Here is a 15,132-nt window from a genome sequence, read left to right as displayed (position 1 = left end):
CCGCTCCCGACGACATCGGGAGCGGCAAGCTTGCCTCACCAGCTGTATTTCAGCCCGCCCTTGCCGCCGTAGCTGCGCGAGAGGTCCGAGAATTCGCCCTGGAAATCCACGAAGAGCGCCAGACGATCCTCGAGATAGAGCTGCGCGCCGGCTTTGATCTGCGCGAGATTCGAGGCTTCGCGCGGGCCGAAGACGGTGAAGCTCGCCGCCGGCAGCGCGACCAGCGCATTGGCGAGACGACGCTGCGGGAAGAACTCATGGACCCAGGCGACGCTGCCCGTGGGCATGACGCGCCAGCCATTGTCGAGGCGGAAGCTGTCGGAGAAGCGCAGGCCGAGGAAGGTCGGCAGCGCCGTCGTCGACTGGCCCTTGTTCGTCAGCGCCAGCGGGCTCGCCGGATTGAGGCCCTTCTCGGTGAAGGCGTCGGATTCGTAGAAGGCGACCTCCGCCGCAGCGAAGGGCGTCAGCTTCACGCGGCCTATGTCGAAGCCATGGCCGATCTCGCCGCGCGTGCGATATTCGCGCGAGGAGAAATCCGCGGTGAGCTTGTCATAGGGCAGGAAGCCGAAGCCGCCGGCCGTGCGCGTCGTCGAATTCTGGAAGACGCTGAAGGTCTCGCTCAGCTCGACATAGGAGCGGCCGAAGAGACGGCTCGTATAGAGGCCGCCGTGGAAAGCGGTGATCTCGCCCGTGGTCTGCTGCGACGCGACGCTGAAGCTCGAAGCGCTGCCGCCGGCCGCGACGCCGACCAGCCAATCGCGATCGATCTGATAATCGAGGCCGATGATCCCGCCGTAATAATTGGATTTGGCGGCAGGCGAGCCGAGGCCGGCGTCGGACGATATGTCGGTCGCGCCGCCGAAGAACGAGCCCCAGGCGCGCCAGCTGCGGGTGAAGACCGGCGGGCTCTTCACGGCGATCGGGCCCTTGCGTGATTCCAGCCGCGTGTAGTTAAGCGCGCCGGAGACGCTTTCGCGCGACGTGATTCCGGTGACGTCATTGGTCTCGCCTGAGCGCCAGAAGGCCGCCTGATCGGCGATCGCCGAGCTCGCCAGCGCGCCGATATGGATCGCCGTCGATTGCGCGCCCGCGAGGCCGGCGCCGCTCAGCGTGTCGAACAGCGATTGCGCGCCCTGCGCGCTCTGCAGATAGAGCGTGTTGAAGAGCGTTGCGCCCGGCGCGCCATAGGCGCCCTTGCTCGCCGCCGTCAGCGCATTGGCGACATTGCGCTGATTGGCGTTGGCCGCGACCGCGCCGAAGGCGAGATCATTGCGGTTCAATGTCAGATAGACATTGTTGGCGTCATAGCCGAGCCATGGCGTCAGAAACGCCAGATTGGTCGAGGCGTCGGAGAAGCGCCCTGACACGCCGCCCTGCGCGTTGAGGATCGTGTAGGACGCGCTCGGCAGATAGAGCCCCGAGCCGGCGAGAACGCTCACCTGGCCATTGAGCGACGCCGTCCCCGTGACATTGGTCCGATCGGCGACGAAAGGCGTCGCGCGCACCGAATAGATCGCGCCCGGCTGGAAGGCGAGCGCGCCTTTGACGGTCAATGTTCCGATCGTGTCGACCGCGCCGGGCGCGAGCGTTCCGCCCGAATTCACCGTCACATTGCCGATGGTTCCGGCGCCGGCGAGCGCGCCGCCCGCATTCACCGTGCTCGCCGAGACGATCGAGCCCGCCACCTCGAGCGTGCCGCCATTGACGATGGTCGGCCCCGTGTAGCTGTCCGTTCCGGTGAGCGTGAGCCGACCCGTGCCGTTCAGCGTGAGGCCGCCCGCGCCGGAAATATCATTGTTCCACGCATCCTTCGCGTTGAATCCGCCGAGGGCGGCGTTCATCGTGACGGAGACTTGCGAGCCGAAGGAGCCATAGCCGTCCGCCGCGGCGAAAAGATTGAGCCGCGCATAGCCCGAGCCGTCGTCGAGCGGCTGGCCGGAGGCGAGCTCCGTCGTCGCCAGCACGTCGCGAAGCTGCGCCGTGGTGAGATAGGGAAAGCGGCTCGCGATGAGGACCTCGGCGCCGACGGGCACGACCGGCGCGAGATTGGTGGGGCCGACCGGCGCGAGACCATAGGTCAGCCAATAGGTGTAATTGGCCTTGTCCGTCGAAAGATTGCTGAAGCGGTCCGTCGAGGATGTCGTCGCGCAGGCGGCGATCCCGCCGGAACATGTGTTCAGCAGCGTGCGAAGATCGCTCTGCGCGGCGGAAAAGAGCGCAGGAAAGTCGCTGGTCGTGGTGATGGTTCCGCCGAGCAGGCCGGGCACGGTCTGATTTTCGTATTTCGAACTGCCGTTCAATATCTGCACCAGATCGTAATAGGTCTGGATGCGCGCGCCGATGACATCGAGCGGATAATGCGCGCCGAGCACGATGCGGCTGTTGCCGAATTCCGCGCCGCGGGTGATGAGCTGCTGAAAACGCTCCGGCGCCATTATCGCGAGCAGCAGGCTGGAGGTGAAGCCATAGGTCGAATGACCGCTCGGGAAAGAGGCGTTGCTCTTCAGCGTCGGGATGACGGCCGTGGCCGAATCTGTGCTGACGCCGAAATAATCATTGGCGACGAAGGTCTGAATCTGCGTCGGCGCGACCTGAGCCGGCCGACTGTCGCCGACCGTGTTGGCGTTGGCGGCCAGCGGGCTATAGGCCTTGTCATAGACGTTGAACACGCCGCCCGCGGGCAGCGAGACGCCGACCGCCTGATGCGCCGGATTGCCGTCCGTGCTGCCATTGGCGAAAAAATTCTTGGTGAAGGCGGAATCGCTCGCCGTGACCAGCGTGTTGATCTGGGTGAAGAGGCTGGAGAAATTCGTCGACAGGCTGACGGCGGTGTAATTCGGCGAGACGGAATCCTTCGTCGCGAAAACCGCGAGCAGCTTGGAGCCGAGCCCATCCGCCACCGTCGTGCCGTTCTGCATGGAGCCGACGAGCGCGGCGATCGTATTGTCGGAGATGGCCTGCGCGCGCACCGCGGCGGATGAATTATTGTTGATGGCGATCGCCGTGGCGAGATTCTGGTTCAACACCGAGACGCCGGCGGCCGTGTTGCCGAGCAGGCTGAATCCCGACAGTAGATTGGCGTTGTCGATATTCGTCGCGGTCTGCGCCGAAACGACGGAAGGCGACAATCCGGCGGCGCCGATCAGCGCCGCCGAAGCCAAAAGGCGATGTTTCATCTCGATGGCTCTCCTGAAGCTTTGCTATTCCTTTCGGCCCTATTGCTCCTTCGTGTAGGCCTGATGACAAAGCCTGCGCCGGCCGGACCGACCCGCGACGATCGCGGCGGCCTCTCTCTTGCTTGGACGCGGATCGAGGTGACCGCCCGCATGACGCCAGAAACCGACGACAAACGCCTCTACGCCCCCGCCGCCGCGCGCAATCGCAAGCCGATTCTCGATGTGCTGCGCGAGGAGCTGCCGGCGGAAGGGCTCGTGCTGGAGATCGCCAGCGGCACCGGCGAGCACTCCGTGCATTTCGCGACCCATCTGCCGGGCCTCGTCTTCCAGCCGACCGACCGCGACGAGAGAGCGCGGGAGAGCGTCGCCGCCTGGGTCGCGGCGACAGGCCTCGCCAATCTGCGCGCGCCGCTCGCGCTGGATGCGACGCAGACGCCCTGGCCCGTCGAGAAGGCCGACGCCATTCTCTGCGTCAACATGATCCATATCTCGCCATGGGAGTCGACGGAGAGCCTGTTCGCGACCGCCGCGGCGATGCTGCCGGAGGGCGCGCCGGTCTGTCTCTACGGCCCCTATAAGCGCGGCGGCGTCCACACCGCCGCGAGCAATGAGGAGTTCGACGCGAGCCTGCGCGCCAACAATCCCGCCTGGGGCGTGCGCGACATCGAGACGGTCGTCGCCTGCGCGCAGAAAAACGGGTTTTCCGAGCCGCGCATCGTCGAGATGCCGGCCAATAATCTGACCCTCGTGTTTCGCCTGCGTCGTGCTAGATAGGCGCTCATGACAGCGCCCGCCCGCGAGCTGATGACGATACCGGAATTCCTCGCCTGGTCGGAGCGGCACGAGGAAGCGCGCTACGAGCTGGCCGCTGGCGAGATCGTCGCCATGCCGCGCGAGCAGCCGGAACAGGTGACGGCGAAGGGCAAGATCTGGCGCGCCGTCGCCGAAGCTCTGGCGCGCGCCGGGGCGCCCTGCGAGGCCTATGTCGACGGCCTCGGCGTCGCGGTGGACGAGCATACCGTCCATGCGCCCGACATTCTGGTGAATTGTGGCGATCCCATCACGACGGAAGAGAGGCTCGCCCCTGCCCCCATCGTCATCGTCGAGCTGCTCTGGCCGACCTCCGACCCGAAGGACGCGAATGTGAAGCGGGAGGACTATTTCCGTGTGGCGAGCCTCGCCCATTATCTCGTCGTCGATCCCGCGCGCCGCGCCGTGCTGCATTACCGCCGCGACGCCGCCGCGACCTTTCGACCGGAGACCGTGACCGATGGATCGATCCGGCTCGACCCGCCGGGCGTCGACCTCGCGCTGAGGGATATTTTCGCATGACGACTCTCGAAGGCCGCGTCGCTCTCGTCACCGGCGCCTCGCGCGGCATAGGCCGCGCGCTCGCCGTCGCCCTCGCGCGTGAGGGCGCGCATGTCGTCGCGCTGGCGCGCGGGCAAGGCGCGCTCGAATTCCTCTATGACGAGATCGTCGGCTTCGGCGGCGAGGCGACGATCGTGCCGCTCGACGTCGCCGAATTCGACAATCTCGACCGGCTCGGCGCCTGCATCCACGAACGCTGGAAGAAGCTCGACATTCTGGTCGGCAACGCCGGCCTGCTCGGCCCGGTCACGCCGCTCCCCCATGCCGATCCGCCGCAATGGAGCCGTCTCCTCGATGTGAATGTCACCGCCAATTGGCGGCTCATCCGCGCGATGGACGTCCTGCTGCGCGCCTCCGACGCCGGGCGGGCCGTGTTCGTCACCTCCGGCGCGGCGCATCGCATCAAGCCCTATTGGGGCCCCTACGCCGTCACCAAGGCCGCGTTGAACGCGCTCGCCCGCACCTATGCGGCCGAGACGCAGAACACGAGCCAAGTGAAGGTGATGCTCGCCAATCCCGGCCCGCTGCGCACGCAGATGCGCGCCGCCGCTATGCCGGGCGAAGATCCGGAGACCTTGCGCACGCCGGAGGAATTGGCGCCCAGGCTCGTCGCCCTGTGCCGGCCGGATTGGACCGAGACCGGCAAGCTCTACGACTTCCCCACCGACAGCATCATCGATTTCGCGTGAGCGCCCAAAGGGCGCCCACGCCGCTCCGCCTCACCCTCAATGGTGGTGGTGGTGGTGGTGGTGATGATGATGATGGCAGAAGCGGCCGTGATGGCGGCCGTGGCGACCGGCCGGCTCCGGCGCGTAGCGCAGGCTAAGATGGCCGACGCCGGCGGAGAGGATGACGCCCGTATTCGCCTCGACCGAAATCGGCTGCAACGTCACAGTGTCATTGGAGCCGCCGACGAGGACCGAGCCGCCGCCGCCGACGCCCAGCGCGAAAGAGCCATGCGCGCCGATATAATCGCCGGACAGCGCGCCGGGACCGGTGGCGCCGCTCGCCGCCACCACGCCCCAGGCGAGCTCGCCCGGACCGCCGACGCCGATCACCGCGCCGACATTGGTGACGCTGCCGACATAATGCACCGGCGGCGCGCCGCTCTCATCCTCGAAGAGGCAATCGACCGTCCGCTCCTCGACGATGATCGCGACCTTGTCGCCGGAGAGCTTGCACTCGAGCACGCCGGCCCGGCCATGCGCCGATGCGGAGACCGGCGCGAACGCCGCCAGAACCGCCGCGACGCCGACCGGCGCCGCCGCCATGCGAAACAGAGACTTCAGATAATTGGTCATAGATACCTCCCAGTTTCCCGCGCGCGCCGCCCTCTGCGGACGACCAGGCGGCTTTCGAAAGCCCTTCTTGTGCTTCGCCGTCACTTAAGCGCCGAGCGCGACGGATGAAAGTGCGCACCCGCACAGGCCAGCGCTCGCCCTTGCGGCGCGGGCCCGTTCATCCGATCTTATCGATCGGGGCGAGGGCGATCGAAGTGAGAGAAAAAGCGTGTCGCAAAGACTTCCCGTCGCGATAGAACGGCCGTTGACGGAGGCCGACCGCGCCGCTCTGCAAGCGGCGGTCGAGATATTGGAGCGCGAGAGCTTCGCCGAGCGGCTCACCACGCTCGCCGGACGGCAGATCGGCTTCGCCGGCCGCATGATTCCGACGGCGTTGCAAGAGATCGCCGCCAGCGCGGCCCGGCGCGGCCTCGCATCGGCGCTGCGCGTCGCGATCTCGAGCCTCGACCGCGCCGGGCCGGCGCACGACAAGGCGCGCCTGCATCTGCGCCTCGCGGCGGCGAGCGGGGCGATCGGCGGCGCCATAGGCCTCGCCAGCCTGCCGATCGAGCTGCCCGTCTCCACGGTGATCATGCTGCGCTCGATCGCCGACATCGCCCGCCGCGAAGGCGAGGACCTCGCCGATCCGGAGGCGGCGCTCGCCTGCCTGCAAGTCTTCGCGCTCGGCGGCCATGCGGAGGAAGGCAATATTCTCGAGGGCGGCTATCTCGCCATTCGCGGCGTGCTCGCCAAAACGGTGAGCGACGCCGCGCGCTATATGGCCGCCACCGCCGTCGCCGACGAGACGGCGCCGGTGCTCGTGCGGCTCGTCGCGCTGCTCTCGACGCGCTTCGGCGTCATCGTGTCGCAGAAGGCGGCGGCGCAGGCGGCGCCCATCATCGGCGCCTTCGGCGGAGCGGCGGTCAATGTCGCCTTCACGCGGCATTTCCAATCGCTGGCGCGCGGCCATTTCACCGTGCGGCGATTGGAGCGCGCCTATGGCCGCGAGATCGTCTATCGCGAATATGCGCGAATGGCCGGACGCGCGGCCGCCTGACCATGACGCTGGCGATGCGCCGCGCGCGAGCCTATTTCGCCACTTCCGCCGGATGCAGCGCGCGCCAGAGATTTTCCACCTGGCTCAGCGTGCCGATATTGGCCTCATTCTCCTCGAGCACGATCGCGTCGGCCTCTTGCGCGCTGGCGCGCAGCTCGGCGAGATCGGCCGGCCGCCGCTCGCCATTGCCGGTCTCGCCCGGCTCCGTGTGATAGCGGACGAGATCGAAATCATCATTGGCGAGCCGCATCGAGAACCAATAATCGATCTGCGGCGGGCACGGCGCCTGCGCGAGAGAGACGATGATCTCGCGCACGAAGCTGCCGCCGAGCGCGAGCAGCTTGGGCGCGCGCGCGCATTGCGCCTTCGCATCGGGCGCGCGCAGAATGGCCGCGACCGGATAATGCGGATCGGGCCAGAGGAGATTGAGCAGATCGAGCAGATCGCGGTCTGTCCCCATGGCGACCTCGCCGCGGCGCCAATCGAAATCGAACAGGCCGAGGCCCCCGTCCTCGCCGATGAGGCGCGTCGCCTCGCGCGTCGCCATCGCGGCGCCGAGCAAATTCCAATGCGTGCCGCCGCGTGGAAAGAAATCGATGTCGAATTCCTTTTTGCGCGCTTCGAGCAGGGCCGGCGCATCGACGAAGCGAAGACTGCGCGCCTCCAGCGCCGCACGATAGGGCGCGAGCTTGTCGATCGTTCCGCGCGCCAGCGCCGGGCATTTGGTCCCGGCGGGGAAATATTGCGGATATTGCGAGGCCTTGGACGGCGAGATCACATAGGCGAAGCCTTTTCCGCGCGCATGGGCGGCGGCCTCGATCTCGACGACGCGCTGCGCCCAGCGCGCCAGCGCCGTCTCATCCGGCGGCGCGCCACGGCGGCAGAATTCGTCGATATAGAAACGCTCGAACAATTGCTCGCCGCGCCCGATGACGAGGCCGCTCGCGCCGGAAGCGCCGAACAGCGAATAGAGCAGCTGATTGCGCGCCCGCACGGCGAAGGGAAACACCGGAAGAGATTGCGCGAGATTATCGGAAAAGCTTTTCTGCGTCTCGCCGGAGAGGATCTTGTCGAGCGAAACCTCCGTCGGCGCCGGCTTGGCGACGCCGGCGAGCGGATTGGCGCTGCGCAGCCGCCATTTCGGATGATCGCGCTCGACCGCGTAATTCCATAAGCTCGCGAGAAAGAAGAACACGACGCCGCTGGCGGCGGCGAAGATCGGCAGACGATGCAGAAGCGCGCGACGCATCGATCAGAACCGGAAATAGATGAAAGGCTTGAAGGGATCGGCGAGCCCCTTGCCGATGGCGCAGGCGAAGAGCAGCGCGAGAGCGCAATTCATCGCGAAAGCATGACGCTGCGCGAGCAGGCTCCAAGACAGCCTGTCGCTAAACGAGAGATAGAGCCGCTGCGCGAGGCAGATCGCCGCCGCCATGGCGAGGACGGTGAAATGATAGGCGGGGATGGCGATAGGCTCCGCGCCGGACGCGAAGGGCCGCGCCATGGCGACGAAAAATGCGCCCGCCTGCTCCAGCGACGAGGCGCGAAACACCGTCCAGCCGATGGTCACGACGAAGAAGGTGAGAAGATTGGCGACGACGACCGGCCGACGCTTCAGCCAGTCGAGCAGGAACAGCCGATCGAGCACGAGGAAGAGGCCGTTATAGGCGCCCCAGGCGACATAGGTCCAAGCCGCGCCATGCCATAGGCCCGAGGCGAGGAAGCAGAGCCAGAGATTGACCTGCATGCGCAATTCGCCGCGCCGATTGCCGCCGAGCGGAATGTAGAGATAGTCGCGAATCCAGGAGGTCAGCGACATGTGCCAGCGGCGCCAGAATTCGCTGACGCTCGTCGCCACATAGGGCATGTCGAAATTCTCCTGCAGGCGAAAGCCGAACATGCGCGCGAGGCCGATCGCCATGTCGGAATAGCCGGAGAAATCGAAATAGATCTGGAAGGTGAAGAACAGCACGCCCGCCCATGCGTCTGCGAAGCCGAGATGCGCGGCGTCCTGCGAGAAGACGAGATCGGCGCCGCCGGCGAGCGTGTCGGCGATGAGCAGCTTCTTGCCGACGCCGAGCATGAAGCGCGAGAAGCCCTCGACGAAATCCTCGCTCGTCGCATGGCGGAAGCGCGCCAATTGCTCGGCGATATCGTGATATTTCACGATCGGCCCGGCGAGCAGCTTGGGAAAGAAGAACACATAGAACGTGTAGAGCGCGAGGCTCTGCGCCGGCTTCGTCACGCCGCGATGCACATCGACGAGAAAGGTGATCTTCTCGAAGACGATGAAGGAGACGCCGATCGGCAGAGCGATCGCGGGAAAAGCCAGCCCCGGCATGGTCAGCGCGCGCAGCACGACGTCGAGATTGGCGACGAGAAAGCCCGCATATTTGAAATAGACGAGCAGGCCGAGATTGCCCGCGACGCCGAGCGCGAGCCAGAGCTTGCGCGCTTTGTCGTCCGGCGCGAGCGCGTCGATGCGGCGCGCGATGAAGACATCGGCGAAAGCCGAGCCGAGCACGACGAAGACGAAGAGCGGCTCGCTCCAGGCGTAGAAGAAAAGGCTCGCCGCGAGCAGAACCGCAAGACGCGCGCCGCGATTGCCGCCGATGAGCAGATAGAGGCCATAGACCGCGGGAGCGAACAGGAACAGAAACAGCGGTTCGTAAAAGAGCATCCGTTCGTCCGCGGCCCTTTCCTCGAGGAGGCCTGCGTCTTAGCAGAGCGGCCGAGCGCGAGCAAGAAAGCCCCACGAGCTGGAACGCTGCTGGACGCGGCGCCGGTCTCGCAGTATCATGCTACCGTAACGTTGGTTTTTTATCGTGCTTTCGAGAGCGTCGCATCGCGACCGTCGGGAAGAGCGACGGATGCGATCATCCGCTCGCCTCCGCGCATTCGTTCAAAGAGGATTTCAAAAATGAAACACTCGGCTTTCGCTTTCGTCGCGTTGTCGCTCGGCCTCCACGCAACGGCCTTCGCCAAAGAACCGGAATATGAAACCGCGCCCGCCGCCGCGGCCGGCATGTGTCCGCCGCCCGGCTGGCAGGAAAATCTGGGCAATTTTCAAAAGCCGAACGCCGCATTTCCGACGCAGGACACCGCCTCGCTGCCCACGCCCGATTGCAATTTCCACGAATGGTCCTTCGAGGCCTTCGTCTGGGCGACGGCGCTGGACAGCAATGGAACGCCGCGCTTCCTGACGCTGCCCACGCCCGACGATCTGCTCTCGACCAATGTGAAGGCCGCCGAGATCGGCCCGCGCCCCCTGCAGCTCGCGGCGCGCTCGCTGATGCCGCATGGCGCGGCCGGCTTCACCGAAGGCGCGGGCGCCATCGTCGAGGCCGACGGCAATGTGCTCGTCGGACCCAACGGCTATCCGGTTCTGGCGTCGGTTCACATGAACCAATCCTATTTCGCGACGGCCAGGAAAAATCTGATCGTCACCAAGGGCTATGCGACGCAGCCGCAGGATTCCTCTTTCGAGACCGGCGCCGCCGTGTTCAAGGCGACATGGCTGCGGCTCGCGCCGGGCGAGACCGCGCCGGCGGGCGCCTATGTGACGGAAGCGGAAGTGCCGGTGCTGACCGTGCTGCGCACCAAGACGTCGATCGCCATTCTGCCGATCGCCGGACAATTCGTGAAGGCGCAGGTCGCGCTGGTCGGGCTGCATGTCGTCGGCAGCACGGTGAACCACCCGGAATTTCTCTGGGCGACCTTCGAGCATAAGCTCAACGCGCCCGCCGTCGCCGACAACACATTCTCGCCGAGCGGCCAGAATCCGGGCTCCTTCACCTTCTATCGGGCGAACACGCCCTTTCAATTCGTCAATATCGCCAACACGCCGCCGACTCTGACGTTCGACCTCCGCACCCAGCGTTTCGCGCCGATCAACAATGTCGCGCTGGAAAATCGCACCGGCGGCGAGAACCAGGCGGGCGGACCGGCCAATGTGCTCTCGGTGAACGCCTCCGGCCAAACCTTCCTCGCCGGCGAGCCGGCGCCGCAATCGGTCTTCGCCAATTACAATCTCGGCGGCACCGTGTGGATGGCGCCCAACAGCTATAATCTGAATAGCAATCAGACCAATGCGGTGGGCTCGGTCAATCTCGCCAACACGACCGCGGAGACCTTCTTCCAGGAGGCGCGCAATCAGCCGCTGTCGAATGTGCAGAACTGCTTCACCTGCCACAATCCGACGTCCTACTCCTTCCAGCCGAGCCCGCCTCCGCTGGCCAATCGCCTCATCGCGCTCAGCCATGTGCTGGCTTATGGCTCGCCCTACGCCGTGCCGAACCTCATCACCGGCCGCGTGACGACGAATTTGCGCTGAGAGCTCGGCGGCCGGCGCGCGGTCTCGCGCCCGCCGCCGTCACGTCTTGAAAAATGCGTCGGCGGCGGCGAGCGAGGCCGCCTTGGCGGCGCGCGCCTGCTCCAGCCGCTCGATCTCGGCGCGCAGCAGCGCGATGCGCGCGTCGAATTCGGCGACGGAGAGCGCGTCGAGCTTCTGTCCGATCTCATGGGAGGCGGCCTTGCTCCCCGGTCCGGCGCGCGGCCGGTCTTCATCGTCGATCATGACGGGCCCTTCATCCGCTCTGTTCACACACGCTTAAGGCGCGAGCGCAAAGATCATATATGCGGCCCTGCGATACGCAAACGCGAGAGATCCTGGACGCGAGAGATCCTGGATGAACGACATCTTTCGTCTCGACCTCGCGGATAAGGATTGCGAGTTCATCAAAGACACGCTCGACGGCTTTTGCGAGGGCGCATCGCAATATCGCAGAAAACTCGTCGAAATTCGCGGTCGACGCGCGATGGTCGACAGACTCGCTTCGCAGCCCCAGGAAGGGCGACCATACGAATCTGTCACGATCGTCGTCACGGATACGGGTTTCGACGACACGCTGGAGGTCGTCCTCGCCCCAATTTGCTGAACTAGGTTCACGCACGAAGAGCGGGATGAGACGAAACCTCGAACCGTTCACGGAATATTCGTCTCGGCCGACCTATTTTGTGACAAGGACCAGCCGCTCGCCCGCGCCTCCGGTTGCGAGCGTGAGCTCGAATATGCGAAACCCATAGCTCGCGACGCTGAAAACCGTTCGGCCGGTCCGGTTCTTGTATGTTGCGCCGCAGCGTGGCGCCCGGAAAATGATGCTATGACCAAATGGGTCTATAATTTCGGCGGCGGCGCGGCCGAAGGCGCGGCCGTGATGAAGAACCTGCTCGGCGGCAAGGGGGCCAATCTCGCCGAAATGGCCGGGCTCGGCTTGCCGGTTCCCCCGGGCTTCACCATAACCACCGAGGTCTGCTCGCACTTCTATGCGAATGGCAAGACCTATCCGGCCGAGCTCGGCGCGCAGATCGACGCCGCGCTGGAGCGTCTCGGCAAGCTCGCCGGCCACAGCTTCGGCGAGGCCAAATGGCCTTTGCTCGTCTCCGTGCGCTCCGGCGCCCGCGCCTCCATGCCCGGCATGATGGACACGGTGCTGAACCTCGGCCTCAACGACGACACGGTCGGAGCGCTGGCGGGGATCGCCCGCAATGAGCGCTTCGCCTATGATTCCTACCGCCGTTTCATCGAAATGTACGCGACCGTGGTGCTCGGGCTCGAGCATCATGAGTTCGAGGACGCGCTGGAGCATTACAAAGCCGAGAAGAGCCTCGTCCTCGACACCGACCTCTCGGCGGCCGATTGGCGTACGATCGTCGGCACATTCAAGACGATTGTCGAGAAAGCGACTTCCCGCCCCTTTCCGCAGGAGCCGCGCGAGCAATTATGGGGCGCGATCGGCGCAGTGTTCTCGTCCTGGATGAATCATCGCGCGCTCATCTACCGGCAGCTGCATAATATTCCCGAGGATTGGGGCACGGCCGTCAATGTGCAGGCCATGGTCTTCGGCAATATGGACGACAATTCCGCGACCGGCGTCGCCTTCACCCGCAATCCTTCGACGGGCCTGCGCGAGCTCTATGGCGAGTTTCTGATCAACGCCCAGGGCGAGGATGTCGTCGCCGGCATTCGCACGCCGCAGTCGATCACCGAGGCCGCGCGCCGCGCCGGCGGCTCCACCCGTCCCTCGATGGAGGCGGCGCTGCCCGACGTCTTCGAGGAGTTCCGCCACGTTTCCGATCTGCTCGAGCGGCATTATCGCGACATGCAGGATATGGAGTTCACCGTCGAGCGCGGGAAGCTCTGGATGCTGCAGACGCGAACCGGCAAGCGCACCGCGCCCGCGGCGCTGAAAATCGCCGTGGATATGGCCAATGAGGGGCTGATCACGCGCGACGAGGCCATTTTGCGCATCGATCCGCTGTCGCTCGACCAATTGCTGCATCCGACGATCGACCCGGACGCGAAGCCGACGATTCTCGCGAGCGGCCTGCCGGCCTCGCCGGGAGCCGCCGTCGGCGAGATCGTCTTCGACGCCGAGGAGGCGGAGGCGCTCTCCGCCGCCGGCCGCAAAATCATTCTGGTGCGCGTCGAGACGAGCCCCGAGGACATTGGCGGCATGCATGTCGCCGAGGGCATATTGACGACGCGCGGCGGCATGACCTCGCACGCCGCCGTGGTGGCGCGCGGCATGGGCAAGCCCTGCGTCTCCGGCGTCGGCGCGATCCGCGTGAGCTATGAGGACCAGAGCTTCACGGTCGCCGGGCGGCGCTTCGCCAAGGGCGATGTCGTCACCATCGACGGCTCCGCTGGACGCGTCATCGCCGGCGCGGTGAAGATGCGCCAGCCCGAGCTCACCGGCGAATTCGCCGTGCTGATGGAATGGGCCGACAAGGCCCGCCGCATGCGCGTGCGCGCCAACGCCGAGACGCCCGCCGACGCCCGCGCCGCCCGCCGCTTCGGCGCCGAGGGCGTCGGCCTCGCCCGCACCGAGCATATGTTCTTCGAGGACGATCGCATCGTCGCCGTGCGCGAGATGATCCTCGCCGACGATGTCGAGGGCCGGCGCGCCGCGCTCGCCAAGCTGCTGCCGATCCAGCGCAGCGATTTTCAGGAGCTGTTCGAGATCATGGCCGGCCTGCCGGTCACGATCCGCCTGCTCGACCCGCCGCTGCACGAGTTTTTGCCCCATACGGAGGCCGACATCGCCGAGGTGGCGCAGGCCATGGGCGCGGACCCGGCCAAATTGCGCCAGCGGGCCAAGGAGCTCTCCGAGTTCAACCCCATGCTGGGCTTTCGCGGCGTGCGGCTCGCCGTGGCTTTTCCGGAGATCGCCGAGATGCAGGCGCGCGCGATCTTCGAGGCGGCGATCGCCTCGGCGATCGAGACCGGCGTTCCGGCTTCGATCGAGATCATGGTGCCGCTGGTCTTCTCCAAGACCGAGCTCGATTTCGTCGCCGAGCGCATAAGGGCGACGGCGAAGGCGGTGGAAGCCGAGACCGGCCTTGCGCCCAAATATCACATCGGCACGATGATCGAGCTGCCGCGCGCCTGTCTGCGCGCCGCCGAGATCGCCGAGACGGCGGAGTTCTTCTCCTTCGGCACCAACGACCTGACGCAAACGGCGCTCGGCGTCTCGCGCGACGACGCCGGCTCCTTCCTCGGCGCCTATACGCAAAAGGGTATATTGGCGGCCGATCCTTTCGTGACCATCGACCAGGAGGGCGTCGGCGAGCTGGTGCGCCTCGCGGCCGAGCGCGCCCGCGCCACACGCCCCTCGATCAAGCTCGGCATTTGCGGCGAGCATGGCGGCGATCCGGTCTCGATCGCATTTTTCGAGAGCGTGGGGCTCGATTACGTGTCCTGCTCGCCCTATCGCGTGCCGATCGCGCGGCTTGCCGCAGCGCAGGCGGCGCTGGGCAAGGCGTCCGCGGCCGGCACGGCGTAGCGAGGCGCCGGCCGCCTCGCCAGAGGATTTGCGACACGGCCTGTCAGGGCCGTGGCGCCGAGGATCGCGAGGCGCGGTGGTTTTCGACGACGGCGACGCGTCTTTCGACATGGACTGTCCTGGCGCCGCCGACCATCTTCCGGCTTTCATGGACGGACGCTGGAAGCGCCTCGATCGCGCTGTGCAGCGCCGCCACCTCCGCCCGCAATTTCTCGAACGCCGCCGCGTCGATCGTGGCGGGCCCGCGCGCGCCGCCGCACTCTTTGGCGATCGAGCCGGTCGTCTCGTCTTTTATCGGCGCTTTATCTGCGATTTCCGCTGGCGGCAGCCAAACCAGCGAATTTGCGTCCGAGGCCGGCCCGACCGCGGCGGGTCTCGGAGATTGCGGCGCGGCCGACGCTCGC

At 66.1% G+C, this 15,132-nt stretch carries 12 protein-coding genes; 7 read left to right on the top strand and 5 right to left on the bottom strand.

Features of this window, described 5'->3' with window-relative positions:
• Positions 1-35: 35 nt before the first annotated feature.
• Positions 36-3,176 carry an autotransporter domain-containing protein gene (locus VIF40_RS09140; protein ID WP_331937212.1) on the bottom strand — a complete coding sequence of 1,047 codons (3,141 nt, stop codon included), beginning with the start codon at positions 3,174-3,176 and terminating at the stop codon, positions 36-38.
• Between the two features lie 150 nt (positions 3,177-3,326).
• On the opposite strand from VIF40_RS09140, the gene VIF40_RS09135 reads away from it, so the two are divergent.
• From VIF40_RS09135 to VIF40_RS09125, 3 genes are read left to right on the top strand one after another with little or no spacing between them, the layout of a single operon-like run.
• On the top strand, positions 3,327-3,950 hold the full coding sequence (locus tag VIF40_RS09135; protein WP_331937290.1) for a DUF938 domain-containing protein: 624 nt from the start codon (positions 3,327-3,329) through the stop codon (positions 3,948-3,950).
• A 6-nt stretch (positions 3,951-3,956) separates the two neighbouring features.
• The gene (locus VIF40_RS09130; RefSeq protein WP_331937211.1) at positions 3,957-4,508 is read left to right on the top strand and encodes a Uma2 family endonuclease; all 552 of its coding nucleotides are present in this window, start codon (positions 3,957-3,959) and stop codon (positions 4,506-4,508) included.
• The gene (locus VIF40_RS09125) at positions 4,505-5,236 is read left to right on the top strand and encodes an SDR family NAD(P)-dependent oxidoreductase (protein WP_331937210.1); all 732 of its coding nucleotides are present in this window, start codon (positions 4,505-4,507) and stop codon (positions 5,234-5,236) included. Before VIF40_RS09130 ends, VIF40_RS09125 begins: the two co-directional genes overlap by 4 nt.
• A 36-nt stretch (positions 5,237-5,272) precedes the next feature.
• On the opposite strand, the gene VIF40_RS09120 is transcribed toward VIF40_RS09125, so the two are convergent.
• The gene (locus tag VIF40_RS09120; RefSeq protein WP_331937209.1) at positions 5,273-5,848 is read right to left on the bottom strand and encodes a DUF992 domain-containing protein; all 576 of its coding nucleotides are present in this window, start codon (positions 5,846-5,848) and stop codon (positions 5,273-5,275) included.
• A gap of 244 nt (positions 5,849-6,092) precedes the next feature.
• Between VIF40_RS09120 and VIF40_RS09115 the strand changes: the two genes are divergently transcribed.
• Complete coding sequence (locus VIF40_RS09115; protein WP_331937208.1) at positions 6,093-6,884, top strand: EcsC family protein; 792 nt, start codon at positions 6,093-6,095, stop codon at positions 6,882-6,884.
• Positions 6,885-6,915: 31 nt separating this feature from the next.
• On the opposite strand, the gene VIF40_RS09110 is transcribed toward VIF40_RS09115, so the two are convergent.
• The gene (locus VIF40_RS09110; RefSeq protein WP_331937207.1) at positions 6,916-8,133 is read right to left on the bottom strand and encodes an alginate O-acetyltransferase AlgX-related protein; all 1,218 of its coding nucleotides are present in this window, start codon (positions 8,131-8,133) and stop codon (positions 6,916-6,918) included.
• 3 nt (positions 8,134-8,136) lie between these two features.
• On the bottom strand, positions 8,137-9,564 hold the full coding sequence (locus VIF40_RS09105; protein WP_331937206.1) for an MBOAT family protein: 1,428 nt from the start codon (positions 9,562-9,564) through the stop codon (positions 8,137-8,139).
• A 240-nt stretch (positions 9,565-9,804) separates the two neighbouring features.
• Here VIF40_RS09105 and VIF40_RS09100 point away from each other — a divergent pair, with 240 nt between their 5' ends.
• Entirely contained in the window at positions 9,805-11,217 is a 1,413-nt protein-coding gene (locus tag VIF40_RS09100; RefSeq protein ID WP_331937205.1) for a hypothetical protein, read from the top strand.
• 39 nt (positions 11,218-11,256) lie between these two features.
• On the opposite strand, the gene VIF40_RS09095 is transcribed toward VIF40_RS09100, so the two are convergent.
• Complete coding sequence (locus tag VIF40_RS09095) at positions 11,257-11,460, bottom strand: DUF1192 domain-containing protein (protein ID WP_331937204.1); 204 nt, start codon at positions 11,458-11,460, stop codon at positions 11,257-11,259.
• A 112-nt stretch (positions 11,461-11,572) separates the two neighbouring features.
• Here VIF40_RS09095 and VIF40_RS09090 point away from each other — a divergent pair, with 112 nt between their 5' ends.
• Together VIF40_RS09090 and ppdK are read left to right on the top strand one after the other, a co-directional pair.
• On the top strand, positions 11,573-11,821 hold the full coding sequence (locus VIF40_RS09090; RefSeq protein ID WP_331937203.1) for a hypothetical protein: 249 nt from the start codon (positions 11,573-11,575) through the stop codon (positions 11,819-11,821).
• A gap of 225 nt (positions 11,822-12,046) precedes the next feature.
• Positions 12,047-14,728 carry a pyruvate, phosphate dikinase gene (gene ppdK / locus VIF40_RS09085; RefSeq protein ID WP_331937202.1) on the top strand — a complete coding sequence of 894 codons (2,682 nt, stop codon included), beginning with the start codon at positions 12,047-12,049 and terminating at the stop codon, positions 14,726-14,728.
• The last annotated feature ends 404 nt before the right edge of the window (positions 14,729-15,132 follow it).

This window comes from Methylosinus sp. (genome assembly GCF_036560965.1).
Lineage (GTDB): Bacteria > Pseudomonadota > Alphaproteobacteria > Rhizobiales > Beijerinckiaceae > Methylosinus.
This window is presented reverse-complemented; position numbering and strand designations above follow the sequence as displayed.

Bases quoted from the DNA above. Each gene is read 5' to 3' on its own strand.
- VIF40_RS09140 (WP_331937212.1), bottom strand. From the start codon at position 3,176: ATGAAACATCGCCTTTTGGCTTCGGCGGCGCTGATCGGCGCCGCCGGA.
- VIF40_RS09135 (WP_331937290.1), top strand. From the start codon at position 3,327: ATGACGCCAGAAACCGACGACAAACGCCTCTACGCCCCCGCCGCCGCG.
- VIF40_RS09130 (WP_331937211.1), top strand. From the start codon at position 3,957: ATGACAGCGCCCGCCCGCGAGCTGATGACGATACCGGAATTCCTCGCC.
- VIF40_RS09125 (WP_331937210.1), top strand. From the start codon at position 4,505: ATGACGACTCTCGAAGGCCGCGTCGCTCTCGTCACCGGCGCCTCGCGC.
- VIF40_RS09120 (WP_331937209.1), bottom strand. From the start codon at position 5,848: ATGACCAATTATCTGAAGTCTCTGTTTCGCATGGCGGCGGCGCCGGTC.
- VIF40_RS09110 (WP_331937207.1), bottom strand. From the start codon at position 8,133: ATGCGTCGCGCGCTTCTGCATCGTCTGCCGATCTTCGCCGCCGCCAGC.
- VIF40_RS09105 (WP_331937206.1), bottom strand. From the start codon at position 9,564: ATGCTCTTTTACGAACCGCTGTTTCTGTTCCTGTTCGCTCCCGCGGTC.
- VIF40_RS09100 (WP_331937205.1), top strand. From the start codon at position 9,805: ATGAAACACTCGGCTTTCGCTTTCGTCGCGTTGTCGCTCGGCCTCCAC.
- VIF40_RS09095 (WP_331937204.1), bottom strand. From the start codon at position 11,460: ATGATCGACGATGAAGACCGGCCGCGCGCCGGACCGGGGAGCAAGGCC.
- VIF40_RS09090 (WP_331937203.1), top strand. From the start codon at position 11,573: ATGAACGACATCTTTCGTCTCGACCTCGCGGATAAGGATTGCGAGTTC.
- ppdK (WP_331937202.1), top strand. From the start codon at position 12,047: ATGACCAAATGGGTCTATAATTTCGGCGGCGGCGCGGCCGAAGGCGCG.